Raw genomic sequence first — 24,263 nt, forward strand, 5'->3', positions numbered from 1 at the left:
TTATGAGCCAAGCTGTTCAGCAGGTTATCCAGCTAGGGTTTCCCTGGCAGACCGCCGATCCGTTTTTATTTTGTGTCCACCACCTCGACGATTTCCCCAAAGGCAATGCTGGCATGGGGCCGCAGGCGTCGTTGGCCGGCCGTCAGATTGGCCAGGATTTCGACTGGAACCGGCCGTGGCGCATGTACCACGGCGACACCATCCCCGGTTTCCCGGCGCATCCGCATCGCGGTTTTGAAACCGTCACCGTGGTCACCAAAGGCTTTGTCGATCACGCCGATTCGTTGGGTGCCGCCGGCCGTTACGGCCAGGGTGATACTCAGTGGATGACCGCCGGTCGCGGTGTGCAGCATTCGGAAATGTTTCCGCTGCTCAGCGAGCAGGAAGAAAACCATATGGAGCTGTTCCAGATCTGGTTGAACCTGCCCGCCAAGAGTAAAAAGGTCGAGCCGCATTTCGGCATGATCTGGGGCGATGAAACGCCCATCGTTGAAGAGACCGACAGCGCCGGCCGCGCCACCCGTGTGCGTGTCGTTGCCGGTCATCTGCACGGTCACGATGCGCCGCCACCGCCGCCGGATTCCTGGGCCGCCGATGCCGACAACGAAGTCGCGATCTGGACCATTCATCTGGAACCGGGCGCGCGCTGGACGCTGCCGGCAGCGTCGGCCGACTTGAACCGCATGTTGTATTTCTATCGTGGCGACAGCGCCGTGGTGGAAGAGACCGAGCTCAGCGTGCGTCAGGGTGTGCAGTTGATTTCCAATGCCTCGGTAGAGTTGGTCGCCGGTGACGCCGGAGCCGACTTTTTAATGCTGCAAGGCAAACCGATCGCCGAGCCGATCGCCCAGTACGGTCCCTTTGTGATGAACACCGAAGCGGAGATTCACGAAGCCTTTGCCGACTTCCGTCGCGACGAATTCGGCGGCTGGCCTTGGCCGCGCATGGACCAGGTGCACGACCGTCCGCGCGGGCGTTTCGCCAAGCACGCCGACGGTCGATTGGAAGAGCGGGACTGACGCATTAAAGGCCGGTTAACAGGGATGTAAATCGGCTCTTGCCAACAGCGCTGTTGGACTACACTCTGGTGCTCCTCTCCGTGGCAACAGGAAGACAAGATGACTTCAACTGCCCAGACCGCCGTTCGCCAGGCGCACGATTTTGAGCTGCACCTCAACGATGACGAATACCGCCTGATCGAGCGTGCTGCTGAAGCCTGGCAATTGTCGGTGACCGATTTTCTAGTCGAGGCCGCTTTGGAAAAAGCCATCGCCATCACCGAAGAAGATGTTTCCTCCCACCTGGCGACCGTCACCTCTGACGAAATTCAGCCGCACAACTGAAGCTTCAATCCAGCCCCAATTCAGGGTGGCTGCGTAAGCGCTCGGCCAGTGTCTCCATCAAGGCTGTTATCCGGGCGCTGTGGCGCAGGTCCGGGTGGGTGAGCAGCCACAGATCGGTGCCCAAAGCGTCCAGCGGTTCGCCTAGCCGCATCAGATCAGCATGCTGTTCACCCAGGTAAGCGTCGGCCAGATAACAGGGCAATACGGCCGCTCCCAGTCCTGACCTTACCGCTGCCAACATGGCGTTGGTGGTGTCGGTGCGATAACGCGCCGCCAGGCCGTTGTGCTGCAGCCAGTGCTCCAGTGATCGGTAGTGCATGCTGTCGTCCGGGCCAATCCAGTCCAGTTCCTGCCATTGCTGATGCTGAGCACCAAGGTCGCGTCGCCCATACACTGCCTGGCGGATAAAACCGACGCGCCGACCAACCAGATGTTCGGGCGGCTGGTTGGATGGTCGCAGCGCCAGGTCAGCCTCGCGTCGGCTTAAATTAAACGGCTGACTGGGTGCGACGACTTCCAGCTCAATACCCGGATGCTGCTCGCGAAAATCGGCCAGCATGGGCGTGAGCACGGCGCTCAGCAGGCTGTCGGTGGTGGTCAGGCGAATGGTGCCCGCAAGTCCAAGCTCAGGTCCGGCCAGACGGTGTTCCAGTGCCAGGACCTCGGCTGCCATGCCGGCCGCGACCTGGGCCATGGCCTCGCCCGCGACGGTTGGGCGGTAGCCGCTGGCGGCGCGTTCGAACAGCGTCACACCGAGGCGCTGTTCGATGCTGTTCAAACGCCGGAATACGGTGGCGTGGCTGACGGTGAGATGACGCGCTGCGCCGGCGAGGGAACCGCTTTGAGCGATGGCCTGCACCGTGCGGAAGTCATCCCAGGCCAGCAGGTTGTTCGTTTTTGCAAGGGTCGTTGGCATTTTTTGGGAATACCTGTGCGTTTTTCGTCAGGCTAGCATGGCCTTCCTTCCAGCCATAACAGGAACCGAACCATGTCCGCGCTGATTGTGCACAGCCACCCGGAACCGACCTCCTTTAACGCCCAGCTTACCGCAACGGCGCGCCAGACCTTGCAGCAGGCCGGCCACAGCGTCGAGGTGGCGGATCTGTATGCCGAACACTTCGACCCGGTTGAGCGCGGCGCACACTATTCGCAGCGCCTCAATGCCGAGCGCTTCTCACCCTTGGGCGAACAACGCCATGCTTGGCAGAACGCTGCGCTGCCCAGTGACGTTCAGACGCAAATAGACCGCCTGGAAGCCGCCGACCTGCTGATTCTGCAGTTCCCGCTCTGGTGGCACGGGCCGCCGGCCATGCTCAAAGGCTGGCTCGACCGGGTGCTGATCAGCGGCGGTTTCTATACCAGCCGGATGCGCTACGACAAGGGTTATTTCAAAGGCCGGCGCGCCTTGATTTCGGTCACCACAGGCGCGCCCGCTGCGGCCCTGGGGCCGGGCGGCCGAGGCGGTGATATCGAGGCTTTGCTGTGGCCGCTGCATTACTCGCTGCACTATCTCGGTTACAGCGTGCTGCCGCCTTTTGTGGCGGCCGGTGTTCAGGGTCACGGCTATCGGTATCGTGATGCGGCTGGGTTTGACCAGCATCTGGCGCAACTGCAGCAGGGTTGGCGCGACCATCTGGGAGCTCTGGATGCTCATGCAGCGCTAGAATTTCCAGGCTGGCACGACTGGGATAACGACGGCCGCGCTCTGAGTGCCCGCCGCTAGGGCACTTCTTCACCCGCCGCAGCCGTCCAGATTTCAAACCAGCTGTGCCGATCGATCTCGATTTCCATTGCGCCGGCCAGACCCTGAATACGCTCAATCGAATTGGTGCCGACCACCGGCAAAATGCCGGCTGGGTGACGCAGCAGCCAGGCGATCGCCGCCAGATCGGTGCGGCCGTTATAGTCGGCGGCGGCAGCTTTCAGTAAGGGCCGAACGCGTTGGGCGACCTCGTTATCGCCAAACAGTCGGCCTCCGGCCAGTGGTGACCAGGCCATGGGCTGGATGCCGTCGAGCTGGAGGTTATCCAGCGTGCCGTCGGTGAAAGCGCTGCGTTCGAGCACGCTCAGCTCAATCTGATTGGCGACCAGAGGATGCTTCATGGCCGATTGCAGCAGTCGCCATTGCGCGGGCGTGAAGTTGGAAACGCCGACAGCGCGCACCAGGCCGGAGTCGATCAACGCATCCAGAGCCGCGCCGGTCTCAGCGGCGTCCATCAGCGGATCCGGCCGATGCAGCAACAGCAGATCGAGATGATCGGTGTGCAGATGGCGCAGGCTGGTTTCGACGCTGGTGCGGATGTAGGCAGCGCTGGTGTCGTAATACTTCACCCGACGTTCCGGGAAGCGTTCGCTGACCAGAGCGATGTCGCATTTGCTGATCAGTTCGATGCGCTGGCGCAGCGCCGGGTCGGCGGCCAGGGCCTGACCAAAGAGCGCTTCGCACTGGTAATTGCCGTAGATGTCGGCGTGGTCGAAACTGCTGATGCCTTCGCCCAGCGCTGCATCGATTTTGCGGCGTACCTGGGCGGCGCTGCTATCAGTGTCGTCAGCCAGACGCCAGGCGCCATAGATCAGCCGGCTCAGTGAGAGGCTGTTGTTTGCGAGAGAGATGCGTTCGAGTGTCATAGTTTTTACAGTCTTGGTTGATACAAAGGCGGGGCAGCATAGCCTGAGTAACGCTGCGTTGTCGGCATTTTCTGACTCCCGGTACTGGTGTTTATCGAGCCAGTCGTTAGTCTGGTCATCCGTTTGCCGCCGTGGCGGTTGAGTAGAGGTTTGTTGCATGTCTACCGAATCATCGGCGTCCGCGCCAACCACCGAGGTTAACCGAACCTTGATCGTCGCCCTGCTGATTGCCGGGGCCTTTGTCACCATTTTGAACCAGACTCTAATGCTGGTCGCCATTCCCGCCATCAGTGCCGATTTCGGCGCCGCGCCCAGTCTGGTGCAGTGGGTGACTACGGCCTTTATGCTGGCCAACGGTATTTTTATTCCGGTCTCGGCGGTGTTGATCGACCGCTATTCCAACCGCGCTTTGTATCTGACCGCTCTGGCTATTTTTGTCGGCGGTACGCTGATCGGCGCGCTCTCGACCTCCTTTGCCATGTTGCTGGTGGCGCGCATCATTCAGGGCGCGGCCGCTGGTTTGATTATTCCGATGATTCAGACGCTGGTGATGTCGCTGTTTCCGCCGCATCGTCGCGGCGCGGCCATGGGCTTGGTCGGTCTGGCGATAGCCTTTGCACCGGCCATTGGGCCGACGCTGTCCGGCTGGATAGTTGAGCATCTGTCGTGGCGCGCCCTCTTTGTGCTGATGCTGCCGATCAGCGCGCTGGTGTGGGTGGCGACCGCCATCTTTATGAGGAATGTGACGCCGCGTCGCGATCGACCCATCGATGCGCTGTCGGTGGTGCTGTCGACCTTCGGCTGGGGCGGATTGCTCTACGGTTTCAGTGTGGCGGGCAGTCACGGCTGGACCAGCCCGGAAGTGTTGGTTGCGCTCATTGTCGGCGCGCTGAGCCTAGCCTGGTTTGTTCATCGCCAGTATCGGTTGCCGCTGCCATTGCTCGATATGGCGGTATTCCGCAGCCCCGTTTTTTCACTGACCACGGCGCTGTGTACGCTGATTTTCCTGTTGATGATCGGAGTGATGACGCTGATTCCGATCTTTGTCCAGAACGCCCTGGAACTCGGTGCGCTGGTGTCCGGACTGGTGCTGCTGCCGGGTGCCATTATCAACGGTGTGATGTCGCCCGTTGCGGGTCGGCTGTTTGATCGGTTTGGTATCGGGCATATGGCACCGCTGAGCTATGCGCTGATTGCACTGGCGATCTTCCTGCTGATGCAGATGGATACCACCACGTCACCCTGGGCGATTGCCGTCTATGTAGCGCTGCTGATGTTCGCCATCGCCTTGCTGTTTTTGCCGCTGGTGACCGCCGGTATTAACGCCTTGCCGCACGAGTTGATTGCCCACGCGACCGCCATGAATAACACCCTGCGAATGGTTGGCGCGTCGGTCGGTACCGCCTTGCTGGTCACTGTTATGAGTTGGCCGATGTCGCGCGCTGGCGCCGAAGCGGCGCCAGCAGCGGCGGTCGCTGAAGGCGTGCATCTGGCCTTTGGTGCAGCCCTGGTGCTGGCGCTGTTGGGTCTGGCCGGTTCGCTGGCGCTATGGCGTCTGGTGAGTCAGCCGAGCCGCCAGACAAACGAGGGCTGAGCATGGAAATTCGAGTCGTTGACGCCACCGATCTGGAAGCCTGGGTGCAGCTGCGCCAGGCGTTATGGACCGATCTTGAGCGCGATAAAGCGCTGCACGAATGCGCCGCTATTTTAAGCAGTGACACTGAGGTCGCCTTTATTGCCTGGCAGGACGAGCGGCCGGTCGGTCTGATTGAAGGCCAGATTTATCGCGGCGACGACGAACTCTATGGTCACGTTGAAGGTTGGTATGTGGCCGCAGAAGCCAGAGGCACCGGCGTCGGCAAAGCCTTGATGAGCGCGCTGTCGGGCTGGTTTTTGCATCGCCATATCCGCACGGTGTTTTCCGATACCAATCCGGATTATCCGTTGTCGCCGGCGGCGCATGCGGCGGCGGGTTTTGAGGAAGTCGGCCGCATTATTGTCTACCGCAAGAAACTGAACGCTGATCGTAACCGTTGACGCCCGGCGGGGAGCGTGCTCGAATCGAAGCTCCCCCGGCTACGGAAGCGTTGCGATGTCCTCCGATTCAACCGCCGTCTATACCGTTTCCTCGCAACGGCCCTGGATATTGACGGCGACGATCCTTGCATCTGCCATGGCGTTTATCGACGGCTCCGTGGTGACGCTGGCGTTGCCCATTATCCGCACCGATCTGGATGCCTCTCTCGCACAACTGCTGTGGATTCTCAACGCTTACACCCTCTTTCTGGGCGCGCTTTTGATGGTCGGTGGCGGCGCCGGTGACCGCCTGGGTCGGCGGCGTATTTTCAGCCTGGGTATCGGCTTGTTTGCGCTGGCGTCCTTAGGCTGCGCGCTGGCTACAACCCCGACCTGGCTGATCATTGCCCGTGCCATTCAGGGCGTGGGCGCGGCGCTGCTGGTGCCACAAAGTCTGGCGATCATTTCCGCGACCTATCCCAGTGGTGAACGCGGCAAAGCCATCGGTCTGTGGGCTGGCGCTTCGGCTTTAACCACAGCACTGGGTCCGGCCTTTGGTGGTGTATTGATGGACTGGTTCAGTTGGCGCGCCGCCTTCTGGATCAATTTACCATTGGCGCTCATCGTGCTCTGGCTGACGCGCCACTATATGCCGGAAAGCCGCGACCCTGACGCGCACGGCCGGCTCGATTGGGGTGGTGTGCTGATCGCCGCTGCCGCCTGTGGTCTGTTGACGCTGGGTTTGACGGTGCTGACCGAAGGCGTCGCCGGCAGTGGCTTCTATGCGAGTTTGATGATCGTGCCGGGCGTGCTCGGCTTGGTGGCGTTCTTCTTCTACGAAGGCCGGGTCAGGAATGCCTTGGCGCCGCCGGCGTTGTTTCAAAGTCGTGCCTTTACCGGCACTAACCTGATGACGCTGTTGCTCTATGGCGCCTTGGCCGGAGTGATGTTTTTAATTCCCATCGATCTGATTGAACGGCGGGGTTTATCGCCGTCCCAGGTCGGACTGGCATTGCTGCCCTTTGGCTTGATCATCGGGGTATTGTCGAGCCGGGCCGGCAAACTGGGTGACCGTTTCGGCCCTCGTCCGATGCTGGTGATTGGCGCGATTTTGGTCACGCTGGGCATTGTTGGCCTGATTCCGCAGTGGTCGTCGTTCTGGCTGGGCGTTGAATTGCCGCTGTGTCTGATGTCGCTGGGCATGGCGACGCTGGTGTCGCCGCTGACCACGGCGGTGATGAACTCGGTGCCGGACCCGCGTGCCGGTGCGGCTTCGGGCATCAACAACACCGCCAGCCGCCTGGCCGGACTCTTTGCCATCGCCGGTGTCGGCGCCTGCGCTGCTGGGTTGTTTCGCTGGTTAAATGCCGGCGAAGGACAGTTTGGTTTATTCCCGGCGCCCACCGATGCCAGTTACCAGGCCACGCTGGAAGCCTATCGTTGGGCGCTGGGTGGCAGCCTGTTGCTGATGGCGCTGTGCGCCTTGGGCGCGGCCCTGTTAGCCGCCTGGTTGATACCGGGCAAGAACGCTGAGCAGGCGCTGGCATGAAACGACCTTGGCTGGCTGCCCTGGCGGCATTGTTGCTAAGCGCTGCCGCCGAGGCGAACCGTGATTTCGAACGGCTGACGGCCCAGCCCTGGCCGGTGGCGTCGCCGTTGCAGTTTCACGATCGTCCGCAGCGAGCGTTTTCAGCCCAGGGTGTGCCGATGCTGGTCAACGTCTGGGCGATCTGGTGCATTCCCTGTCGCGAAGAATTGCCGGCGCTGAATGCGCTGCGCCAGCGCATACCGGAAAATCAGTTGCGGATGGTGGCGTTGAACTATGGCGATACGCCCGCCAACGTCGCTACCTTTGTGAACCGCTTGCCGATCGATTTTGAACTCTGGCTCGACATCGATACCAGCGTCAGTCGTCAGCTGCCGATGCGCGGTTTGCCGACCACCTTTTTGCTCGATGCTCAGGGCCGGCTGCGTTACCGGCTCGAAGGCGTTGCCGACTGGGATGGCGACGCCATGGTTGAGCAGTTGAACGAATTGCTGCCACAACTGATCAACACTCCTTAGATTTATTTTCTGTAAGCCTCCTTTGTTTATTGCTCCGGGTTATTTCAAAGCTTGGCCGCAGTGTGCCGCAGCGGCCGATTTGCTGCTCTGGATGCGGCTGAACAGTCGATAAGACCGGACCGCCTGAACCCGACCCTCACTTCGCCTCAGTTGAAAAAGCCGCAATCTGTCATAGGGTTTGAATGACGGGCACTGAGGTTTATGCCCGCCCGTCTGCGCAAAACCTGGCGCAGAACAATCCCACACAATAAGCACAAGAGGGACCGACCATGAAATGCGTCTACTACTTGTCTCCCACCTTGAAAGAATGCGAACGCATTGCCGAAGATTTGCACAGCGTCGGTTTGTCGAACTGGCTGGTGCATCTGATCAGCCGCAACGAAACCGGCATCAGCCGACACCGGTTGCAATCGGCCAACTATGTGGAAACGCTCGATCTGTATCACAGCGGTGTGATCGGTGGTTTTCTGGGCTTTTGCGCCGGTCTGTTACTGCTGGCAATCTTTCATGTGACCGGCCTGTTTAGCGACAGCCTGCCGTTTTTCGTCAACCTGGTGTTTGTCGCCGTGCTGACCTTGTTTGGCTTGTGGGAAGGTGGGCTCTGGGGCGTGGAAACCCAGAATAACAAGCTGGCACCCTTTGCTGCCGAGCTCGACGCCGGCCATTATCTGATTCTGATTTATACCCCGCGAGAATACGAAAGCCGGGTGCGTGAGATGATGCAGCAGCGTCATCCGGATGCGCGCCTGGCGGCCGTTGATCCGCACTTTATCCTGCCATTTTCGCGCCCCAAACGCGTCTGATCCACGCCATTCGCGCACCGGACGATGGTCACTGTTGAAAGCCCGGGCTTTGCCACCATCTCGGGCTTTCCATTCGTTGTTGCGCGTTCGGCCACCTCCATGACGGGCCGGTTCGTAACCCTCAGTCAGGAGTGTTCATGGCGTCGATCATCTCCATCGAAAACCTCACTAAAACCTACGATTCCGGCTTTCAGGCGCTTAAAGGCATCAACCTCGATATCGAGCAGGGCGAGATTTTTGCGCTGCTCGGTCCTAACGGTGCCGGCAAGACAACGCTGATCAGCATCATTTGTGGTCTGGTTAACCCCAGCGGTGGTCAGGTGAGCGCCGATGGCCACGACATCATCAAGCAATACCGTCAGGCGCGTTCCAAAATTGGTCTGGTGCCGCAGGAGTTGACCTCCAATGCGTTCGAGTCGGTCTGGGACACCGTCAATTTCACCCGCGGTTTGTTTGGTAAGGCACCCAACCCCAAGCACATCGAAAAAGTACTGCGCGATCTGTCGCTGTGGGACAAACGCAATGATCGTCTGATGGCGCTTTCCGGCGGTATGAAACGCCGGGTCATGATTGCCAAGGCGTTATCGCACGAACCGCGCATCCTGTTTTTGGATGAACCGACGGCCGGTGTTGATGTCGAGTTGCGTCGCGAAATGTGGGCCATGGTGCGTGAGCTGCGCGAAAGCGGTGTGACCATCATTCTGACCACTCACTACATCGAAGAAGCCGAAGAAATGGCCGATCGGGTTGGTGTGATCAATCAGGGTGAAATTGTCCTGGTCGAGCAAAAGCAGGATTTGATGCGCAAGCTGGGTCGGCGTGAATTGCGCTTGGCTTTGCGTGAACCACTCAGTGAGATTCCGAGCGGTTTAAAAGATCGTGATCTGAGCCTGAGCGAAGACGGTTATCAACTGATTTATCGCTTCGACAGCCAACTCGATGACACCGGTATTCCGGAAATGCTGGCGACTCTGAGCGACGCCGGCATCGATTATAAAGATCTGCAAACGCGGGAAAGTTCATTGGAAGATATTTTCGTGAACCTGGTTCACCGCAACGATTAATCGATCAGGAGAGTCCATGAATTTTTATTCCATCCGCGCCATCTACCTGTTCGAGATGGCTCGCACCTGGCGCACCTTATTGCAAAGCGTGGCGACGCCGGTGATTTCCACTTCGCTGTATTTTGTCGTCTTTGGTTCGGCCATCGGTTCGCGCATGGTGGAGATCGACGGCGTCAGTTATGGCGCTTTTATTGTCCCCGGTCTGATCATGCTGACGCTGTTGATGCAGAGCATCAGTAATGCTTCCTTTGGTATCTATATGCCGAAGTTTTCCGGCACTATTTATGAAGTTTTGTCGGCACCGGTTTCCTATCTGGAAATTCTGATTGGCTACGTTGGTGCGGCGGCGAGCAAGTCGGTGATTCTCGGTCTGATCATTCTGATCACCGCCACCTTCTTCGTGGATTATTCCATCGACCATCCGTTCTGGATGTTTGGCTTTCTGGTGCTGACGTCGATCACCTTCAGTTTCCTCGGTTTTATCATTGGCATCTGGGCCGATGGTTTCGAAAAACTGCAGATTGTCCCGATGATGATCGTCACCCCGCTGGTGTTTCTGGGCGGTACTTTTTACTCCATCGATATGCTGCCGTCGTTTTGGCAGGGAGTGACCTTGTTGAATCCGGTGGTTTATCTGGTCAGCGGTTTCCGTTGGAGTTTTTACGGTCTGTCGGACGTTCATGTCGGCGTCAGCATCGGCATGACGTTGGGCTTTCTGGCGCTCTTTGTGGCCATCGTCTGGTGGATTTTCCGCACCGGTTACAAGCTGAAAAGCTGAAGCCGGTCGCGGCGGGCGACGCATGATTTGATAGACTGCGTTCAGTTCTTGAATCGAGTCCGTTATGCGTCGCTGCCTGTTGCTGCTAATCCTGTTTTGTCTCTCGCCACTGCGCGCCGAAACCTCGACCGCTCCCTGGTTGCAGGTGGTGCGCGATACACCCTATGTATTCAGTGCCGGCTTTTACGACAACCTCTCTACCATTCGGCGTTGGGTTTTACTCGGTGAAAGTTATTGCGCCGAGTCGCAACGTCATTTGCTGTTCGATCAGCGCGGTCGCTTTCTGACCTGGTTTGAAAACCCTGGCGATTCGGCTGCCAATCAAATTGAACTGAATGCGGTGCGTGAGCAGTTATATCGTGACGGCGACGTGCATCGTCTGATAAATGGCAGTGCGTCTGAAACCGGCTATCCCTTTGCGCTGCGTTGCGATCAGCCTCACGTCGACTTGCCGGCCGCTCTGGGGCGCCTGCTTGGAACGAATACAGAAGACCGAGTCTGGGGAACCTGGGATGGCATCACCGCCGGTTCACCCGAAGCGCCTTGGTCGCTGGCGGAGGTGGTGATCGAAGTGTTGCACACCCAGGCGCAGCGCCGTGGTTATGAGGTGACGCCGGCGATGCAGCGCGCCTTTCTCGGCCAGATTTTAATTGAAAGCGGAGCGCGCAAACGTTCCTTCTCGGCGGCACAAGCGGTGGGATTACTGCAGCTGCGACCGGAAGTTTTGGCCGACTGTGAACTGGCAGAACGGTTTTATTTGCATCGCATGGCGCAGGTCGATTGCGCGGTGCGGTTGTATCAACAAAACGATCGCAACCTGCGTCCGGCTTTTGAACAGCGCTTCGGCGATTTGCCGGAAGCGAAAGCCGAGCAACTCTATTCGCTGTTGTTGGTGCAGGCTTATCACGGCGGTATCGGCCGGATGTTGGCCTTGCTGGGCGACGACGAAGTCGGCCGTGCCGGTCGTGAACTGGCCGCCGATGCGCAGCGTTACAGCGCCGAAGATTTAGCCTTGGGCTTGGTGTTCCACAATATGGGGCGCATCGGTTTGGGGCTCGATTCGTTGTATTACAGTGTCGACGTTGCCATCGCTGCCGAGGCCGTTTGCAACGCTGAGCCGGAGCTATGTTCGTGAGATGGGTCGGCATGGTTGTGCTGGCATTGATGTCGACCGGTGCGTTCGCGGATGTGCAAAGCGAACTGGATTGGCAACACTATCCGGTGCGTATCAATGAGGGTGAAACGCTGGCCCAGGCGCTCGATCGCAGCTCGCCGATTCGCAGTCGCGGTCTGGTCTTTCACGCCACCACAGATTGGCAGGTGCAGTGGCGTTTCTGGTGGCGCCGTACCAGCGATGGCTGCGTTATTGAGCGGGTGCGAACCGAGGTTGAAGTGCAGATTCAAGTGCCGCAACTGGTCGCCGGGACGGACGCTCAGCAAGCCGAATTTGCGGACTATCTCAGCGCGCTGACGCAGCACGAAGAAGGGCATCAGCAATTGGCGTTGGCGGCTGGTGAAGCCATCGATCTGGCGTTGCGGCAGTTCCCGGTTGCCGATTCTTGCGCGGCTCTGGAAACCGATGCCAATGCGCTCGGTCAGCAGCTGTTGCAGCGCTTTCGCGAACGTGAATTTGATTATGATCGGCGCACCAATCACGGCCAGACTCAGGGCGCCTGGATGGAATAATTTGCGGGCTTTTTGGGCGGCTGGTTTTACAGCGGCCGATGCTGATCCTGCCAATAGACCACCCAGCTTTGATCGCGCACAAAATGATTCACCGCCTGCATCGACGGAAACCATTCGCTGAGTAACACCTCCGATTGCGGGTCGGCCTCGCGATAGACCATGACGAAAAAACCGTCTTCTTCGGTATCGCGGCTGATGTGGCAATAGCCGCGATAGTGATTGCCTTCGATGATCTCACCAAAGCGATCGAGCACCACATTCAGTGACATCTCAGCCTCGCTCGCCGGCCAGCCGATCCAACTGATGGGCCAGGTTGAAATCGCGCTGTGACAGACCGTCCACATCGTGGCTGATCAGTTGCACCTTGACGGTTTTATAGGCGTTGAACCATTCCGGATGGTGGTCGTTTTTTTCGATCACCAGGGCGGCGCGAGTCATAAAACCAAAGGCTTCGACAAAGTCTTTGAACTGATAAGTCTTGCTCAGCTTGTCGTCTTCGATGGCCCAGGCGTGCGTCGATTTTGAATTCAGCGCCTGAAGTTCAGTCTGGATTTGTTGGGCGTCGTAACGATCGGTAGGCATGGGGTTTCTCCGTTGGTGGAGTGGGCGGTCACCTTAGCAGTTGGGAGATGGGAGACGCAAAATGGTGAACGGGAGACGCTAATTAGCGAGGCGTGGGTTTTCAGCTATCTAGCGTCTCACGTCTGGGCGGCACACCGCTCCCGTCAAGCGTTCAGCGTTGCCAACAGCGCGACTCCATCCCGAATTTCTTCCTCACTCGAATTGGCAAAGCCAATCACCAAACCCGTTCGCTTCGGCTCGGCCAGTGCATAGTCACTCAACGCCAGCGGGCCATAGCCAGCTTGACTCAGTTGTTGTGCCCAGGCTCGGTCATCGCCTTGGCGTTCCAACACCAGATGCATGCCCGCGCTTTCGGCAACGATGCGAAACTGACCGTCGAGGCGTTGTTCGATCTGCTCACTCAGTAACTGCCATTTGCCATGATAGTGCTGCCGCATCCGGCGCAGGTGACGCGCGAAGTGACCCTGGTCGATAAAGGCGGCGGTGACCGCTTGCAGCAGTAACGGCGATTCACCGGTGTGGATACGTTTGAGCTGATTGAAGGCATCGATCAGATCGGGCGGCACCACCAGATAACCCAGTCGTAACGCCGGAAACAGCGTTTTGCTGAAACTGCCGACGTACAGCACCGGAGCGTCTTCGATTAACCCCTGCATGGCTGCGAGCGGTTTGTTGGTGAAGTGAAATTCGCTGTCGTAATCGTCTTCGATAATCCACACACCGGCGCGCGCAGCCCAATCGAGCAGGCGCAAACGCTGACTGATATCGAGAATGCCGCCCAGCGGGTATTGGTGGGTCGGTGTGCAATACAGCAGCTTGGCGTCGGTTTGCTGTGGCAATTGATCCAGATCGAGCACGGTGTCGGCCAGTGGCACCGGCTGCAATTCCACACCCGGTCGTGCCAGCGCAAAACGGGCGCCGCGATAACCCGGGTCTTCGATCAGTACTGTGTCGCCGGCGTGCAAAAACAGTTCAGCGATCATCGACAGTGCCTGCTGGGCGCCGGCGGTGATGATGATCTGGTCGGGGTGGCAGCGTACGCCGCGTGCTTGCCGTAAATAATCCGCGATAGCACGACGCAGCGGTGGATAACCCTGGTGGCTGTCGTAACCGAGCAGTGCCGTGCGGCTTTCCTGCTGATGCAGCAGACGATTCCAACTGGCCAGCGGGAAGGCCTGGTGATCGGGCAGGCCGGGAGTAAAGGGTCGGTTCTGTTCGTTGGGTTCGCGCCTTTGACTGCCTTGTAACCAGGGCAACGCCGGACTTGGCAGCGGTGGTCTGGGGTGTGCCGCGGGTTTTGGGGTGCCATCGACCGACTGCGCTGGCAGCCGCGGATCAACAAAGGTACCGGAGCGCGGCTGGTGGCGGATAAAGCCTTCGGCCTGCAATTGGTCGAACACCGCCAGCACTGTATTGCGCGCCACGCCCAGATCGGTGGCCAACAATCGGCTGGACGGCAGACGATCACCCGGTTGCAGCCGCCCATCCAGAATGCGCTGGCTGAGCGCCTGATAGAGCTGGGTCTGTAATGACTGACCGCTGTGGTTGGGGTCGCGCAGATGCAGATCATTAAGCGGCAGGCTGGTGGTCATTCTGGATCCATAAAAAATTAATATCTGGTTCTTTTTAGAATACCAGATGTCGCTAGTCTAGACCTCGTTAACACGAGGAGACCACCATGCCCCGCCAGACCGAGCAAGCAGCCAGTCAGTCCGAATTGGGTTTTTGTCCACGCAGCCAGGTGCGCCGCGCCGCCAAACGGGCGAGTTACGACCGTGAGCCGGTGTATCAGTTGATTGACGATCTGAAGACCGCCCATTTGGGTTTTGTTGAAGAGGGTGAACCCCGGGTGATTCCCATCACCTGCTGGCGCGATGGCGATAACCTCTATGTGCACAGTGGCAACAAAGGCCGGCTGGCGAAGTATCTGCAAAGTGGCCAGCTAGTGGTGTTGTCGTTCGCTGAATGCAGCGAATGGGTGATGACCAAATCGGCCTACCACCACAGCGCCAACTATCGCTCGGCGGTGCTCTATTGCCACGGTGAAACGGTTACCGATGAGGCCGAATTCGACAACGCCTTCCGCGTGCTGATCAACCAGCTCGAAGCGGGGCGCTGGGAGCAGGTGCGGCCGCCCAATCGGATTGAGCGCAAGGCCACGGTGTTGGTGCGCTTACCGATGCAGGAAGGCTCGTTCAAGGCCCGTACCGGTGGCCCGGTGGAGGAACCGGAAGATCTGGCGTTGCCCGTCTGGCATGGCACCCTGGCGGTGAAGTAAGACGGCGCTGCAACCGGTTACATAGTACTTGCACCGTGAACGTCGTTCAAAGACACTGATAAGCGTCGCTCGGGCGGGCGCGCTTTTCTTCACTTTCTAGTGAACCTGGAAAGGCCGCTTAGCGTACTCATGGATGAATGGAAACGCTGAGATGAGCATGTTCGATACCCTCAAAGATTATTCGATTGTCTATTCCTTCGACCGCAGTGGCTATCAACGCCACGCACGTCAATTTGCGCCCATTGAAGACAACCATCTGATTGGCAAACGCTTTCTGGTCACCGGCGGTACCAGCGGTATTGGTGCGGCGCTGGCGCAGCGTCTGGCCGAGGCCGGCAGTGAAGTCATCGTCACCGGCCGCAGCGCCGAGCGCTTTGCGCAGTCCGGGCTGGATTCACTGGGTGTCGCCTTTGTGCCGCTCGATATGGCCGACTTCAAAACCGTTATGCAATTGAATCTGCCGCCGCTCGATGGCTTGGTGTGCAACGCCGGCGGCATGCCCGATCAACTGCAGTTGGTGAACAATGAGTTCGATGTGATTTTTGCCTCTCAGGTGATTGGTCACTATCTGCTGATGCGGCGCTGTATCGAGTCGGGGCTGTTAGCGCCCGGAGGCAGTCTGCATCTCACATCCAGCGGTGGCATGTACTTAAAGAAACTGAATCTGGACGACCTGTGCTGGCAGGAGAACAGCTATGACAAGGTGCAGTCCTACGCCAACGCCAAACGCGCCCAGGTGATTCTTAACGAAGAACTGGCGCGGCGTTATCCGGACTATGTGTTCTCTTCATCCCACCCTGGCTGGGTTGGTACCGAGGCGTTGCGTGAGGCGCTGCCGGGCTTTACCAAGCGGCTGTCCAAACGCTTGCGCAGCGATGACCAAGGCGCCGACACCATCTATTGGTGTCTTGCCGAAGGTAAGCAACTGCCCAGCGGCGAATTCTGGTTCGATCGTCAAAGCCGGCCGGTCTACCCACTGCCCTGGACGCGGGAAACCCAGACCACCCGTCAGCGGTTGATGACGCTTTGCGCTACCGTCTGGGCCGAGCATCAAAACTGAGCGCTTTGGGCGGCAATGCAAGATTGTCGCCTGGGTGTTGGGCGCGTATATTGAGCGGTCCTGAAAGCCGACCAAAAGCCTGTGCTTGCGCGCCATGCCCGCCTTTACGCCCTTAGCTGAAAGCAACCGACGCCATTACCTCGATGCCATGGGCATTCAGTCCTGGTATCCGCGTGTGCGCTTGCCGATGGCGCCCGAACCTCTGGTGTTCGATCTGGATGACGGCCAGGATGAATTCCCGGCGGCAGAGTCAGCTGCACATTCTCAAGCTGCGCCGGCTCAAGCTGCGCCGGCTCAACCAGCCGTAGCGCAAGCCGCCGAGTCTGCGCCAGCGCAACCGCAAGAACCGGTTGCCGTTCCGCGAGTCCAAACCGAAACCGCCAAGCCGGCCGCTGAACCGGAAGCTGCGCCGCGAGCTCAGTCGGCGCCAGCGGTGCCGCGCTTTGTGTTGTCGCTCAGCGTGGTCGGCCCTTACCTGATTGCCGATACGCTGGGGCGTGGTTTGGAACAACCCACGCCGGCCGGCCAGCAGTTGCTGCTCAATATTCTCGCCACCCTGGGTGTCAGCGCTGCCGATGTGCACACCCATCATGTGATTCAGTGGCCATTGTTTACCAACCCGCGTGTCGATCAGGGCATCAAGCAGGCGCAGCTGTACGTCGATGAAAAGCTTGAGCAGTTTGTCCGTCAGCATCAGCCGCAACAGCTGTTGTCTTTCGGTGCGGTGCTGCCGCGTCTGCACGATTGGCAGCAACCTCAGGGTGAGCACTTAGGTTTGCCTTGGGTGGGTTTGCCGTCGCTCTATCGCATGCTGGAGGATCCACGCCAGAAGGCGGTCGCTTGGCAGCGTCTTAAACCCTTAGTGCAAGAACAACCCTCCAGCGACGCATGAAGCTGTTGCCAGCCCGTCTCGATGATTTTAACGCCTTGGTGATACTGGATGCCGAAGCTGGTCCGCATCCCTGGTCGGTGATGGCGTTGCAGCAGGCGTTAACCGAAAGCCGGGTCTGGCGGATTGAGCACGAGGCCCAACTGGCGGGTTTTCTGGTCGGTGAATCCATATTCGATGAAAGCAGCCTGTTGCATCTGGCTGTGGCGCAAGGCTTTCAGGGCAAAGGTCTGGCCCGTCAGGCGTTACGCCACTGGCTGGTGCAATTGCAGCGTCTGGGTCAGCAACGCTGCCTGTTGGAAGTGCGGCCCAGCAATGCGCCAGCGCTGGCGGTTTATCGCCGTCTGGGGTTTAGCGAGATCGGCCAGCGTCGTCGCTATTATGCCGATGGAGAAGATGCTTTGGTGATGGCATTGGCGTTCAGTGAGCGGTGACTTTCGGCGGCTGCATCGGCGGCAGTCAGCGACTAATGTAGCGCTATCAATGTGCCAACCAGGAGAAGCTCGGCATGCGCGAAGTGCGTTATGAGATCGTTAAACAGGGTGTGTCGTTCGGGACGGTGCTGGCCATCGTGCTGTCATGGAGCGCCAACAAATCGATTCTTTGGGCCATTATCCACGGCCTGTTCAGCTGGTTTTACGTGCTCTATTTCGCCCTATTTAAATCGGTATAAACCGTTTTTAGGCCGTTTCCCGGATCTGCAACTGGGTCGGTAATATCTGGCTTTTAAAACGTTCCGGATTGAGCGCCATCATCGCTGCCAGCCGGCCTTTTTCGATGCTTGGCTGATAGACGGTGGTGATGGTCGGGTGCGAGCGCCGGGCTTCGGAAATGTCATCGAAGCCGACAATTTTCAAATCTTCCGGCACGCGAATATCCAGATCGCGCGCCACACTGAGCGCCGCCAGTGCCAACTGGTCGGACATGCAAAGCAGCGCCTTGGGTCGCGGTTGCGACAATAGCGCTTCACGCGCGGCCTTGACGCCGTCGGACCAATTACTTTCATGGGTATTCCACACCTGATCGGCAAGAATTTCGCTGCCGAATTCAGCTGCGGCATCGCGGTAAGCATCGAGTCGTTGGCGTGAAATCGAGGTGGCGGCATCGATCAGTTCGACTTCGCTGACCCGGCCGACGGCGTCGGAATGAATCAACCGCAAACCGATGACTGCGACCGCTGCGTTGCTGCCGATCTGGCGATAAATATGTTGTGCCGCCTGCTTGGCGCCACCGTAATTATCGATGTTCAGTGACAGATGATTGCCCAGCGTAAAATCGACGGTGACCACCGGTTTATGCTGCCGTTCCAGACGCTGAATGATGCCCAGGTCGCGCGGTGGTCCGTAGATGATAAAACGGTCGGGAATCGATTCCATCGACTGCTGATGGTAGAAGTCGTCGCGACCGGGCATCAGCAGCAAATTAACGCGGGCGTCGTCGAGCACTTCGGCAACGCCTTGCAGAAATTCGGTGGCGCAGCTGTCGCGGAAGTTATAAGCCAGACGTTCGGCGAGCATCACGCCGACCACGCCGGTAGCGCCGGTGCGCAACGAGCGCGCAGCCGGATTCGGACCGTGATAGCCAAGCCGCTCGCACTCTTTAAGAATGCGGTCGCGCAGCACGGCCGACAGTTGATCCGGTCGATTGAACGCATTGGAGATCGACGCTGTCGAAACCCCCAGGGCTTCGGCGACGGCTTTCAAGGTCATGCGTTTGCTGGGTGCTTTGTTATTGTCTTTGTTGATCACACGCATAGTGTCCGCCAGGAAAACGCCGGCGCTATGGCCGGCGTCCGCTTACTCGGCCCAGGCTGCCAGAGTGTAAGCCGGAATTCGGCCTCCAGTTGCTGCTTGGAAACCAGGAACCGTCACCGCTGAACCGGTGACTTCAACCGGCAATTCCCGGCTGGTCATGTTCAGGGCGATGACCAGACTTTCCTGATCGTTGACGCGCCGGAACAGCAGCAGGTCTGGGTCGCTGTCGAGCCATTCAAAACGACCGTCTTTCAGCGCCGGATGTTGACGGCGCCAGGCCAGTAACTGACGACTGAAGTTGAGCGTGGAGTTGGCATCGACCTTTTGCTCAGCCACCGCCAATTGACGATGAATCGGCTCGATGGGCAGCCAGGGATGACCATCGGAAGTAAAGCCACCCATGGCTTCATTGAGCCAGGGAATCGGGGTGCGGCAGCCGTCACGACCTTTGAACTCGGGCCAGAATTCGATGCCGAAAGGATCCTGCAGTAATTCGAACGGCACCTCGGCTTCCGGCAAGCCCAGTTCTTCGCCCTGATAAATACAGGGGCTGCCACGCAAGGTGGTAAGCAGACCGAGAGTGGTGCGCACATAGGCTTTGGGATCTTCGGCGTCTTTGCCCCAACGGCTGGCGGAACGTTCAACGTCGTGGTTGCTCAGCGCAAAGCACGGCCAGCCATCGCCGAGGTTTTGTTCCACCCGTTCAATGGTTTTGCGGATGTAATCGACGCTGTGTTCTTTTTCCAGCAACTCGAAGGTGTAAGCCATGTGCAGCTTGTCACCGTTCGAGGTGTACTGCGCCATGTATTTCATGCCGCCCGGGGCGCCGATTTCACCGACGGTGGTGGTACCCGGAAACTCATCCATAACCGCGCGCAAACGCTTGAGGAAATCGAGGTTCTCGTCGCGGCACATCTGGTGAATGTGGTACTGACGGGTGAACGGATTCACCTTGTCGGCGCCGACAAACTGTTTCTCCGGCGAGTCGGCGAGACCGTTATCGGTCAGAGCCGCGTCGTGGAAATACATGTTCACCACATCCAGACGGAAACCGTCGACACCCAGTTCCAGCCAGAAGCGGGCGGTGTCGAGAATGGCGTTCTGAACCTCCGGATTGTGGAAGTTCAGATCCGGCTGGCTGGACAGGAAGTTGTGCATGAAATACTGGCCGCGGCGAGTATCAAACTTCCACGCCGGGCCACCGAACAGCGACAGCCAGTTGTTCGGGGCGGTGCCATCGGCTTTGGGATCGGCCCAGACGTACCAGTCGGCTTTGGGATTGTCGCGGCTTTCGCGACTTTCCTTAAACCACAGATGCTGGTCTGAGGTGTGGCTGTAAACCTGATCAATGATGACCTTTAATCCGCGCTGGTGAGCTTCTTCGATGAGGTGCTTGAAGTCGTGCAGCGAGCCGAACATCGGATCGACATCTTTGTAGTCCGAGATGTCGTAACCGAAGTCCTTCATTGGTGAGGTGAAAAACGGCGACAACCAGATGGCGTCGACGCCCAGCTCAGCGATGTAATCCAGGTGAGTAATAACACCGGGAATATCACCGATACCGTCACCGTTGCTGTCGAAGAAAGAGCGCGGATAGATCTGATAGATCACGCCACCGCGCCACCAGTTGAGATCGGCTACCACTTAAATCAGCCTCCTTTAACCGAACCGGCCAACAGGCCGCGAACGAAATAACGTTGCATGGAAATAAAGACGATCAACGGCACGATCATGGTCACGAACGCACCGGCGGTGAGGATTTCCCAGTTGTCGCCGCGCGAACCGAGCAGCTCGACCAACTGAGCGGTCATCACCGTTTTACCTTCGCCCTGGCCGAGGAACACCAAGGCAACCAGCAAGTCGTTCCACACCCAGAGGAACTGGAAGATGGAGAACGACGCCAGCGCCGGCAGCGACAACGGCAGGACAATGGTACGGAACACATCGAAGTGACTGGCGCCGTCCATGCGGGCGGATTCCATCACCTCTTTGGGCAGGCCGGCCATATAGTTACGCAGCAGATAAACCGCCAGCGACAGACCAAAGGCAGTGTGCGCCAGCCAGATGCCGGGATAGGACTTGGGCTCGGTGCCGAAAATACTGCCCAGGGTGGTGTACATGCGCAGCACCGGAATCAGTGAAATCTGCAGCGGTACCACCAACAGACCGACGATCATCGCCAGCACCAGCATCCGTCCTTTGAAACGCATCCAGGCCAGCGCATAGGCGGCAAAGGCGGCGATCAGAATGGGAATGAAGGTGGACGGCAAAGTCACCGTCATGGTGTTGATAAAGGCACGGCCGACGCCTTCGGACGCCATCACTTCCTTATAGTTCTGTAAGGTGAAGATGGGCGGCACTTCGGCGATGTAGAACACCCGCTGACCGCGGTTGTGGCTGAAGGGTTCGTCCGACACCCAGCTGAAATCGCCGTTGGCGTCGAGCGTCATCTGCGAACCGTCGTCCAGAGTGGTGGTGTCGCCGGCGGCGAAGGCGGTCAGGTCGGTTGGCCGCAGGCTCCAGGACTGCACTTCTTTGCCCTGATCCACTTCGAAGATGTTGCCTTCAATAACGAACTGACCGTTCTGTTCGCTTTGCGCATCAGCGGTTGGGGTGCGGTAGAACTCGTTGCTTTCACTGGATGACAACGACGTCCACCAGCCGGTCTGTGCCAACTGGTCTTTGTCGCGCACCGAGCTGATCAACAGACCGAGCGTGGGAATGGTCCAGAGTGCGACCAGGATAAATACCGTCAGGTGTTTGCCGCCGACGGCCAGCATGGAAGTTCTGTGGCTCATGATCGGCTCCTTATTGCTCGTCGGCGCGAGCGCGACGGATGTTGTAGAGCATGACCGGCGTCACGGCGAACATAATGACCAGAGCGATGGCGCTCCCTTTACCGATGTCACCGGCCCGGAACAGCTGGTCATACATAAAGTTCGCCAGGACGTTGGTGTCCCACTGACCGTTGGTCATGGCAAAGACGATATCGAAGATCTTCAACACCAGAATGGTGATGGTGGTCCAGACCACGACGATGGTGCCGAAAATTTGCGGAATCACGATCTTGAAGAAGATGGAGAACTGATTAGCGCCTTCGATGATGGCCGCTTCCAAGGTGTCTTCAGGAACACCGCGAATAGCAGCACCGAGAATCACCATGGCGAAACCGGTTTGAATCCACACCAGGATGATCATCAGCAGGAAGTTGTTCCAGAAGGAGACGGTGATCCAGGGTGTCGGATCGCCACCGAACGCCACGACTATGGCGTTAAGCAAACCGATTTGTTCTTCACCGACGCCGCGATAATCGTAAATAAATTTCCAGATCACCGAGGCGCCGACAAAGGAAATCGCCATCGGCAAAAACACCAGGGTGCGCGCCAACTTTCCCCACCACAGTCGATCGGTCATATAGGCAATCAGCAAACCAAAACCGGTGGCCATGGTGGGCACAAAAATCAGCCATAAGAGGTTATTGCGAACCGCGATCCAGAAGTTGGGGTTCTGTACGGCCCAGGCGTAGTTCGCCAGGCCGACAAATTCGTTGGCGTTTCTATCGAGTACGGAATACCACAGAGAGGCGAATACGGGGTACACCAGATAGATCAGCAAAATAACGACCGCTGGACCGATAAAAATCCAGGGACGGATGGATTCGCGCAGGTTGTCGCGCTTCATCCGGGCGGCATCGCCGCTGACAGAATCACTGGACAGGAAACGGTCCAGCAGAAAGTTAGATCCAAGAAAAAATAGGGCACTGAGGCCTATTGCCAGGGCAATAGCAATCACTGCCGTGATAATTTGCTGAGCCACAGTTGTCTCCTGACCAAGAAGGGGTTAAAAGCAGCCCGCCCCGAAGAACGGGGCGGGCGGGTACGGCGACCGAAGTCGCCGTGGCTGGGTTAATTCACCTCGACTTAGAGGTTTTCCCAGGCCGATTCGATGTCGTCGGCAACGTCTTCGGCGGAATCGCCACTGACGTAGTCAACCATACCGGTCCAGAAGGCACCTGCGCCGATACCGCCAGGCATCAGGTCAGAGCCGTCGAAACGGAAGGTGTCGGCGCTTTGCAGGATCTCAGCTTGACGACGCAGAGTGTCGTTGGCGAACAGATCGTTGTTAACACCAGTGTGCGGCGTCAGGAAGCCACCGTTGATCATCCAAATTTCGTGAGCCAGCGGCGTGGTCAGGTATTCCATCAGCGCCACAGCAGCTTCGTTTTCTTTCGGCATGGTGACAACGGTGCCGGCGCCCAGTACCGGGTTACCCAGGTTTTTGGACTCGAAAGACGGCAGGTAGAAGAAGTCGATGTCTTCACCAACCACAGTACCTTCTGGGAAGAAGGCTGGGATGAAGCTCGCCTGACGGTGCATGAAGCAGCCCGGCGGGATGTCGAACAGGCCGTTGGGGCTTTCACGGAAGTCAGTGGAGCCGACAGACTGAGCGCCGCCCTGAACGTAATCATCGTTCTTGGCGAATTGGCCGAACAGTTCGATGGCTTCAACCACACGCGGATCGTTGAACGGGATTTCGTGGCTGACCCATTGGTCGTAAACGGCCGGAGAGTGCAGACGCAGCATCATGTCTTCAACCCAGTCGGTGGCCGGCCAGCCAGTGGCGGCACCACTACCCAGACCGATACACCAAGGAGTTTGGCCGTCGGCAACCATCTGGTCAGACAGTTCGATCAGCTCTTCCATGGATTCCGGAACGTCATAACCGTAGTCGGCGAAGTTATCCGGGGAGTACCAAACCAGGCTCTTCAGGTCGACGCGGAAGAACACACCGTAGAAGTTGTCGTCGCCGTCAGAATCAGCATAGGTACCCAGATCAACCCAGGATTGGCCAGCGGCGTAGTTGTTCAGAACGTCTGTACGCAGTTCGCTAGACAGCGGCGCCAGCAGGTCTTGGCTGGCCATGTCGGCAGCCAGACCCGGCTGCGGGAAGATCGCCAGGTTGGGCGGAGAGCCGGCCTGGAGATCGATACGAATTTGTTGTTCGAAGCTGTCGGAACCGGAGTACTGAACGTCGGCGCCGGTGGCTTCTTCGAAGTGGCTGACGATGGCGTTGAAGATGGCGTTTTCCGGCGCCAACCACGGACCGGCGACGGTAACCGTCTGACCGGACAGATCCATGTCATCGAATTTATCCAGTGAATCCCAGTGGAAATCACCGGAACCACGGGTGGGGTTTTCTTCAGCAGCAGCGCCTGCAGCAAAAGCCGCTGACATAGCGACGACAAGCGTCTTTTTCATCAAGGATTTTGTCATTTTTGTAGCCCTTTTCGTGCAATGGGATGGTTCGCGTTTTCAAAA

General features: G+C 58.4%; 27 protein-coding genes. 17 read left to right on the forward strand and 10 right to left on the reverse strand.

Annotation, left to right across the window (positions count from 1 at the left end; genetic code table 11):
• Positions 1-2: 2 nt before the first annotated feature.
• Together ABMA60_RS02340 and ABMA60_RS02345 are read left to right on the forward strand one after the other, a co-directional pair.
• Positions 3-1,019, forward strand: a complete 1,017-nt coding sequence (locus tag ABMA60_RS02340; RefSeq protein ID WP_392798111.1) for a pirin family protein — start codon at positions 3-5, stop codon at positions 1,017-1,019.
• Positions 1,020-1,118: 99 nt separating this feature from the next.
• Positions 1,119-1,343: a DUF1778 domain-containing protein gene (locus ABMA60_RS02345; RefSeq protein ID WP_392798113.1), complete on the forward strand. Its 225-nt coding sequence runs from the start codon at positions 1,119-1,121 to the stop codon at positions 1,341-1,343.
• Positions 1,344-1,347: 4 nt separating this feature from the next.
• Here ABMA60_RS02345 and ABMA60_RS02350 read toward each other — a convergent pair whose 3' ends face one another.
• Entirely contained in the window at positions 1,348-2,259 is a 912-nt protein-coding gene (locus tag ABMA60_RS02350; protein WP_392798116.1) for a LysR family transcriptional regulator, read from the reverse strand.
• 72 nt (positions 2,260-2,331) lie between these two features.
• Between ABMA60_RS02350 and ABMA60_RS02355 the strand changes: the two genes are divergently transcribed.
• A complete protein-coding gene (locus ABMA60_RS02355) occupies positions 2,332-3,066 on the forward strand; it encodes an NAD(P)H-dependent oxidoreductase (RefSeq protein ID WP_392798119.1) in 735 nt (244 codons plus the stop codon).
• On the opposite strand, the gene ABMA60_RS02360 is transcribed toward ABMA60_RS02355, so the two are convergent.
• The gene (locus ABMA60_RS02360) at positions 3,063-3,971 is read right to left on the reverse strand and encodes an aldo/keto reductase family oxidoreductase (protein ID WP_392798122.1); all 909 of its coding nucleotides are present in this window, start codon (positions 3,969-3,971) and stop codon (positions 3,063-3,065) included. The two genes, ABMA60_RS02355 and ABMA60_RS02360, sit on opposite strands and share 4 nt — an antisense overlap.
• 157 nt (positions 3,972-4,128) lie before the next feature.
• Between ABMA60_RS02360 and ABMA60_RS02365 the strand changes: the two genes are divergently transcribed.
• From ABMA60_RS02365 to ABMA60_RS02405, 9 genes are all read left to right on the forward strand, one after another.
• Positions 4,129-5,565 carry a DHA2 family efflux MFS transporter permease subunit gene (locus tag ABMA60_RS02365; RefSeq protein WP_392798124.1) on the forward strand — a complete coding sequence of 479 codons (1,437 nt, stop codon included), beginning with the start codon at positions 4,129-4,131 and terminating at the stop codon, positions 5,563-5,565.
• Between the two features lie 2 nt (positions 5,566-5,567).
• Complete coding sequence (locus tag ABMA60_RS02370) at positions 5,568-6,008, forward strand: GNAT family N-acetyltransferase (RefSeq protein WP_392798128.1); 441 nt, start codon at positions 5,568-5,570, stop codon at positions 6,006-6,008.
• Between the two features lie 55 nt (positions 6,009-6,063).
• Positions 6,064-7,536 (forward strand): MFS transporter, encoded by a 1,473-nt coding sequence (locus ABMA60_RS02375; protein ID WP_392798131.1) that lies wholly within the window; start codon positions 6,064-6,066, stop codon positions 7,534-7,536.
• Entirely contained in the window at positions 7,533-8,051 is a 519-nt protein-coding gene (locus tag ABMA60_RS02380; protein WP_392798134.1) for a TlpA family protein disulfide reductase, read from the forward strand. The genes ABMA60_RS02375 and ABMA60_RS02380 overlap by 4 nt, the downstream gene beginning before the upstream one ends.
• 269 nt (positions 8,052-8,320) lie before the next feature.
• Complete coding sequence (locus ABMA60_RS02385; RefSeq protein ID WP_392798137.1) at positions 8,321-8,854, forward strand: hypothetical protein; 534 nt, start codon at positions 8,321-8,323, stop codon at positions 8,852-8,854.
• Between the two features lie 137 nt (positions 8,855-8,991).
• Positions 8,992-9,918 (forward strand): ABC transporter ATP-binding protein, encoded by a 927-nt coding sequence (locus ABMA60_RS02390; RefSeq protein ID WP_392798140.1) that lies wholly within the window; start codon positions 8,992-8,994, stop codon positions 9,916-9,918.
• Positions 9,919-9,934: 16 nt separating this feature from the next.
• The gene (locus tag ABMA60_RS02395) at positions 9,935-10,696 is read left to right on the forward strand and encodes an ABC transporter permease (protein WP_392798143.1); all 762 of its coding nucleotides are present in this window, start codon (positions 9,935-9,937) and stop codon (positions 10,694-10,696) included.
• A 64-nt stretch (positions 10,697-10,760) separates the two neighbouring features.
• A complete protein-coding gene (locus ABMA60_RS02400; protein ID WP_392798145.1) occupies positions 10,761-11,831 on the forward strand; it encodes a hypothetical protein in 1,071 nt (356 codons plus the stop codon).
• Positions 11,822-12,382, forward strand: a complete 561-nt coding sequence (locus ABMA60_RS02405) for a DUF922 domain-containing Zn-dependent protease (protein WP_392798148.1) — start codon at positions 11,822-11,824, stop codon at positions 12,380-12,382. The genes ABMA60_RS02400 and ABMA60_RS02405 overlap by 10 nt, the downstream gene beginning before the upstream one ends.
• Before the next feature lie 26 nt (positions 12,383-12,408).
• Here the strand turns inward: ABMA60_RS02405 and ABMA60_RS02410 are convergent, their stop codons facing one another.
• The 3 genes from ABMA60_RS02410 to ABMA60_RS02420 form a co-directional block, all read right to left on the reverse strand.
• Complete coding sequence (locus ABMA60_RS02410; protein ID WP_392798151.1) at positions 12,409-12,651, reverse strand: hypothetical protein; 243 nt, start codon at positions 12,649-12,651, stop codon at positions 12,409-12,411.
• Between the two features lies 1 nt (position 12,652).
• Positions 12,653-12,964, reverse strand: a complete 312-nt coding sequence (locus ABMA60_RS02415; RefSeq protein WP_392798154.1) for a 4a-hydroxytetrahydrobiopterin dehydratase — start codon at positions 12,962-12,964, stop codon at positions 12,653-12,655.
• Between the two features lie 143 nt (positions 12,965-13,107).
• Positions 13,108-14,556 (reverse strand): PLP-dependent aminotransferase family protein, encoded by a 1,449-nt coding sequence (locus tag ABMA60_RS02420; RefSeq protein WP_392798157.1) that lies wholly within the window; start codon positions 14,554-14,556, stop codon positions 13,108-13,110.
• 86 nt (positions 14,557-14,642) lie between these two features.
• On the opposite strand from ABMA60_RS02420, the gene ABMA60_RS02425 reads away from it, so the two are divergent.
• The 5 genes from ABMA60_RS02425 (at position 14,643) to ABMA60_RS02445 (ending at position 17,864) form a co-directional block, all read left to right on the forward strand.
• Positions 14,643-15,242: a pyridoxamine 5'-phosphate oxidase family protein gene (locus tag ABMA60_RS02425; RefSeq protein ID WP_392798160.1), complete on the forward strand. Its 600-nt coding sequence runs from the start codon at positions 14,643-14,645 to the stop codon at positions 15,240-15,242.
• Between the two features lie 151 nt (positions 15,243-15,393).
• A complete protein-coding gene (locus ABMA60_RS02430) occupies positions 15,394-16,302 on the forward strand; it encodes an SDR family NAD(P)-dependent oxidoreductase (protein WP_392798163.1) in 909 nt (302 codons plus the stop codon).
• An 85-nt stretch (positions 16,303-16,387) separates the two neighbouring features.
• Positions 16,388-17,194, forward strand: a complete 807-nt coding sequence (locus tag ABMA60_RS02435) for a hypothetical protein (protein WP_392798165.1) — start codon at positions 16,388-16,390, stop codon at positions 17,192-17,194.
• On the forward strand, positions 17,191-17,625 hold the full coding sequence (rimI, locus tag ABMA60_RS02440) for a ribosomal protein S18-alanine N-acetyltransferase (protein WP_392798168.1): 435 nt from the start codon (positions 17,191-17,193) through the stop codon (positions 17,623-17,625). The genes ABMA60_RS02435 and rimI overlap by 4 nt, the downstream gene beginning before the upstream one ends.
• A 74-nt stretch (positions 17,626-17,699) precedes the next feature.
• Entirely contained in the window at positions 17,700-17,864 is a 165-nt protein-coding gene (locus ABMA60_RS02445) for a hypothetical protein (protein ID WP_199224206.1), read from the forward strand.
• A 7-nt stretch (positions 17,865-17,871) separates the two neighbouring features.
• Here the strand turns inward: ABMA60_RS02445 and ABMA60_RS02450 are convergent, their stop codons facing one another.
• The 5 genes from ABMA60_RS02450 to ABMA60_RS02470 form a co-directional block, all read right to left on the reverse strand.
• Positions 17,872-18,945 (reverse strand): LacI family DNA-binding transcriptional regulator, encoded by a 1,074-nt coding sequence (locus tag ABMA60_RS02450; protein WP_392798172.1) that lies wholly within the window; start codon positions 18,943-18,945, stop codon positions 17,872-17,874.
• Between the two features lie 42 nt (positions 18,946-18,987).
• Positions 18,988-20,589 (reverse strand): alpha-amylase family glycosyl hydrolase, encoded by a 1,602-nt coding sequence (locus tag ABMA60_RS02455; RefSeq protein WP_392798175.1) that lies wholly within the window; start codon positions 20,587-20,589, stop codon positions 18,988-18,990.
• Positions 20,590-20,594: 5 nt separating this feature from the next.
• The gene (locus tag ABMA60_RS02460) at positions 20,595-21,743 is read right to left on the reverse strand and encodes a carbohydrate ABC transporter permease (protein WP_392798177.1); all 1,149 of its coding nucleotides are present in this window, start codon (positions 21,741-21,743) and stop codon (positions 20,595-20,597) included.
• Between the two features lie 10 nt (positions 21,744-21,753).
• Positions 21,754-22,761: a carbohydrate ABC transporter permease gene (locus ABMA60_RS02465; protein ID WP_392798180.1), complete on the reverse strand. Its 1,008-nt coding sequence runs from the start codon at positions 22,759-22,761 to the stop codon at positions 21,754-21,756.
• A gap of 104 nt (positions 22,762-22,865) precedes the next feature.
• Positions 22,866-24,203 carry an ABC transporter substrate-binding protein gene (locus ABMA60_RS02470; protein ID WP_392798183.1) on the reverse strand — a complete coding sequence of 446 codons (1,338 nt, stop codon included), beginning with the start codon at positions 24,201-24,203 and terminating at the stop codon, positions 22,866-22,868.
• Positions 24,204-24,263: the final 60 nt, after the last annotated feature.

Source organism: Saccharospirillum sp. HFRX-2 (assembly GCF_043196805.1).
Lineage (GTDB): Bacteria > Pseudomonadota > Gammaproteobacteria > Pseudomonadales > Natronospirillaceae > Saccharospirillum.

Coding starts and splice junctions, on each gene's coding strand:
- ABMA60_RS02340 (WP_392798111.1), top strand. CDS start 3: ATGAGCCAAGCTGTTCAGCAGGTTATCCAGCTAGGGTTTCCCTGGCAG.
- ABMA60_RS02345 (WP_392798113.1), top strand. CDS start 1,119: ATGACTTCAACTGCCCAGACCGCCGTTCGCCAGGCGCACGATTTTGAG.
- ABMA60_RS02350 (WP_392798116.1), bottom strand. CDS start 2,259: ATGCCAACGACCCTTGCAAAAACGAACAACCTGCTGGCCTGGGATGAC.
- ABMA60_RS02355 (WP_392798119.1), top strand. CDS start 2,332: ATGTCCGCGCTGATTGTGCACAGCCACCCGGAACCGACCTCCTTTAAC.
- ABMA60_RS02360 (WP_392798122.1), bottom strand. CDS start 3,971: ATGACACTCGAACGCATCTCTCTCGCAAACAACAGCCTCTCACTGAGC.
- ABMA60_RS02365 (WP_392798124.1), top strand. CDS start 4,129: ATGTCTACCGAATCATCGGCGTCCGCGCCAACCACCGAGGTTAACCGA.
- ABMA60_RS02370 (WP_392798128.1), top strand. CDS start 5,568: ATGGAAATTCGAGTCGTTGACGCCACCGATCTGGAAGCCTGGGTGCAG.
- ABMA60_RS02375 (WP_392798131.1), top strand. CDS start 6,064: ATGTCCTCCGATTCAACCGCCGTCTATACCGTTTCCTCGCAACGGCCC.
- ABMA60_RS02380 (WP_392798134.1), top strand. CDS start 7,533: ATGAAACGACCTTGGCTGGCTGCCCTGGCGGCATTGTTGCTAAGCGCT.
- ABMA60_RS02385 (WP_392798137.1), top strand. CDS start 8,321: ATGAAATGCGTCTACTACTTGTCTCCCACCTTGAAAGAATGCGAACGC.
- ABMA60_RS02390 (WP_392798140.1), top strand. CDS start 8,992: ATGGCGTCGATCATCTCCATCGAAAACCTCACTAAAACCTACGATTCC.
- ABMA60_RS02395 (WP_392798143.1), top strand. CDS start 9,935: ATGAATTTTTATTCCATCCGCGCCATCTACCTGTTCGAGATGGCTCGC.
- ABMA60_RS02400 (WP_392798145.1), top strand. CDS start 10,761: ATGCGTCGCTGCCTGTTGCTGCTAATCCTGTTTTGTCTCTCGCCACTG.
- ABMA60_RS02405 (WP_392798148.1), top strand. CDS start 11,822: ATGTTCGTGAGATGGGTCGGCATGGTTGTGCTGGCATTGATGTCGACC.
- ABMA60_RS02410 (WP_392798151.1), bottom strand. CDS start 12,651: ATGTCACTGAATGTGGTGCTCGATCGCTTTGGTGAGATCATCGAAGGC.
- ABMA60_RS02415 (WP_392798154.1), bottom strand. CDS start 12,964: ATGCCTACCGATCGTTACGACGCCCAACAAATCCAGACTGAACTTCAG.
- ABMA60_RS02420 (WP_392798157.1), bottom strand. CDS start 14,556: ATGACCACCAGCCTGCCGCTTAATGATCTGCATCTGCGCGACCCCAAC.
- ABMA60_RS02425 (WP_392798160.1), top strand. CDS start 14,643: ATGCCCCGCCAGACCGAGCAAGCAGCCAGTCAGTCCGAATTGGGTTTT.
- ABMA60_RS02430 (WP_392798163.1), top strand. CDS start 15,394: ATGAGCATGTTCGATACCCTCAAAGATTATTCGATTGTCTATTCCTTC.
- rimI (WP_392798168.1), top strand. CDS start 17,191: ATGAAGCTGTTGCCAGCCCGTCTCGATGATTTTAACGCCTTGGTGATA.
- ABMA60_RS02445 (WP_199224206.1), top strand. CDS start 17,700: ATGCGCGAAGTGCGTTATGAGATCGTTAAACAGGGTGTGTCGTTCGGG.
- ABMA60_RS02450 (WP_392798172.1), bottom strand. CDS start 18,945: ATGCGTGTGATCAACAAAGACAATAACAAAGCACCCAGCAAACGCATG.
- ABMA60_RS02460 (WP_392798177.1), bottom strand. CDS start 21,743: ATGAGCCACAGAACTTCCATGCTGGCCGTCGGCGGCAAACACCTGACG.
- ABMA60_RS02470 (WP_392798183.1), bottom strand. CDS start 24,203: ATGAAAAAGACGCTTGTCGTCGCTATGTCAGCGGCTTTTGCTGCAGGC.